A 2233-nucleotide genomic window follows, 5' to 3' on the forward strand; every position below is an offset into this window, starting at 1 on the left:
TCGGGATTCGATGCGGCCGGGAGGACCGGTCCTGCATGCCCGCCTCGCCCATCGCGGCGTATCGTTCGGCCCATCGGCTCGCGGTCGGCCAGGAGCAGTTGAACGCTTTCGCGGCCTGTGACACCGGCCAACCGTCATCAACGATCAGCCGCGCCACTCGAAGTCGTTGGCGTGGAGTGAGAGCAGCATTAGCGTGGGACATCGAGGACCTCCTGGCTGTGAAGAGTGTTTGTCTAAGCAACTCCCACTCTGCAACCGGAGGTCCTCACCTCATTCGCAGCAACTACAGCGAGTCGTCACACCGATTCAACCAACCTCCCTGGGCAGTACATCTAGGGGAACGAATTTCTAGCTCGTCGACTACTCATGGTCGTATGCCAGACCAGTGTGCCGGACTGCGAGCTGATGGCGGTCTCAACGCGCGTTACGCTGACGGAAACCTGCGAAATGGAGTCCCAATGGCGAAATCTGACGAAGCCAAAGGCATGTCGGGGTGGTGGCTTGCCGTTCTGGGAATTGCTTCGATCGCCTTCGGCGTGGGTGCGTACCTACTGGACTCCTTCAACATCATCAATGTTTCATACGGGCCTCTAATCACATCCCCGGTTGGAGTTGGTGTTGTGCTAGTGATCACCGGCAGCGTCATGGGCATCAGGGGAACCCGAGTCGAGAGCGACGGGAGGAACCGATACGGCAGGCTGATGAACAAGGACAACGACGTCGGACGGTGAGCGCGACGCCTCCGGATCGCTCACTTGATCGCTAACGCCACCCGTAGCGGTCGTCGCCTATGTGCTGCGGATAAAGGAGACCACGGAATTGAATCGCGCGGCGCGGAGGTCCGAGTCGCGGATCCAAATTTCGAGTCGTCCGCAGTCACCGAATACCGTGTCGAAGCTGTGCTCGCCGGTGATATTGAGTAGCAGGATGTGTTGATCGTCCCGCGCGAGCGGGAGCTCACGGTTGAGCAGGTCGATATCCTCATCGGGCAGGTCGAAGTCGTAGCTCTGTACCCCGAACATCCGCGTCACCGGCAATTCGGTCGCCGAAAACGGGTCAGTATCCGACTCGAATTGTTCCGTGAAGCTGCCGCTTCGTGCCCAAATGTCGGCGAGGCGTTGCAGATCCATCACCGTTTCGTCGGAGCGCTCGGTACTGACCGGTCCGTTCCTGAAACTGAGCCCAAAGCTCGCACGAGCTCGTGACGGCGGATAAACCGCACACTCCGCATCCAGATTCAGAGACAAGCGCTGCGCGAGGCTGAGTTCCGGCAGATACCGGAGCGTCGCTCCACCACCGGGTATGTCCGGATCGAGGCGGGAGTCACCCGTCGTGGTGTGGAACACCTGGAGCAACCCGTCGAGCGGGACACCGTGGCTCTCGAGTAACCGAAGCCGGGGCGGGTCCTCGGACCCGTCATTCGCGATACCTCGGAAGTCGATCTGAAGTAGGAAGGCGTCGTCGGGTAGTTGCGATTCGGCGACGCGTGTGGGCGTACCTCCGACGCGGGATAGATTGCGATAGCGCTCCTCGGGCTCCCCCGCAGTCTTGACGTCCCCCGCGTAGATGTCCTCGGGCTCTCCTGCGGGGTTCTCGGTCAGGTACACGGCAGGCGCCCCTAGAAGTTCCTCGGCTGTCAAGGCGACGCGGGGGTCATTCCTTACCGTTTCGATTTCCTCCGCGTCCCACACCACGAAGGGTGCGATCGCCTGGTAGACGAGCTCTCGATCGGTGGGATCGGTGATGTCTGGAACAGCAGCACGCAGTCGGTCCAGAACCTCAGGTTCCCGAACCGCTTGATCAGTGGCGACGTGGAGGCGGTCCATGAGCCGGTTCCATTTGCCAACCGGGATCGCCAGGATGTCGTCGCCCAGCGCACGTTTCTGCGCATCGATATCGAGCACCTTGTGCCACGCCGGCACGTCGATTGAGCGAAGGTCAAAACTCACGACGTGACTCCATCTTCTATGGTCTGCCCACCTGCAACTTGGAGAAGCAGCACCCCCGAATCGTATCGGTCACACTGATCCCGTCCGCGCACCTGTAAGCGGAACGCCTTACGGGACAGACTTAACCCGTGTTTCATGCTGCCCTTTCAATTGGTGGATGAAATCTTGCTGGAAAGCCACTGACGGCGAGGTTCGCTGTGAGGCTTTGCTCAGGCGCACCCGTGCACACTAGAAGCCCAGCCGAACCGAAAGATGACCCCATGAGCAACCTCCAGCGCATCCTG

3 protein-coding genes are annotated in these 2233 nt (G+C 60.4%); 1 reads left to right on the plus strand and 2 read right to left on the minus strand.

Annotation, left to right across the window (positions count from 1 at the left end; all coding sequences use genetic code 11):
- A partial coding sequence (locus tag D9V29_RS03935) for a helix-turn-helix domain-containing protein (RefSeq protein ID WP_147436218.1) occupies nt 1-202 on the minus strand: 202 nt, incomplete at its 3' end.
- Nucleotides 203-458: 256 nt separating this feature from the next.
- Between D9V29_RS03935 and D9V29_RS03940 the strand changes: the two genes are divergently transcribed.
- On the plus strand, nt 459-731 hold the full coding sequence (locus D9V29_RS03940) for a hypothetical protein (protein WP_121672039.1): 273 nt from the start codon (nt 459-461) through the stop codon (nt 729-731).
- A 57-nt stretch (nt 732-788) separates the two neighbouring features.
- On the opposite strand, the gene D9V29_RS03945 is transcribed toward D9V29_RS03940, so the two are convergent.
- Complete coding sequence (locus D9V29_RS03945) at nt 789-1949, minus strand: DUF1963 domain-containing protein (RefSeq protein WP_121672040.1); 1161 nt, start codon at nt 1947-1949, stop codon at nt 789-791.
- Nucleotides 1950-2233: the final 284 nt, after the last annotated feature.

Origin of the sequence: Mycetocola manganoxydans (assembly GCF_003667545.1) — a bacterium.
In the GTDB taxonomy this organism is placed as follows: domain Bacteria; phylum Actinomycetota; class Actinomycetes; order Actinomycetales; family Microbacteriaceae; genus Mycetocola_A; species Mycetocola_A manganoxydans.

Bases quoted from the DNA above. Each gene is read 5' to 3' on its own strand.
- D9V29_RS03940 (WP_121672039.1), top strand. From the start codon at position 459: ATGGCGAAATCTGACGAAGCCAAAGGCATGTCGGGGTGGTGGCTTGCC.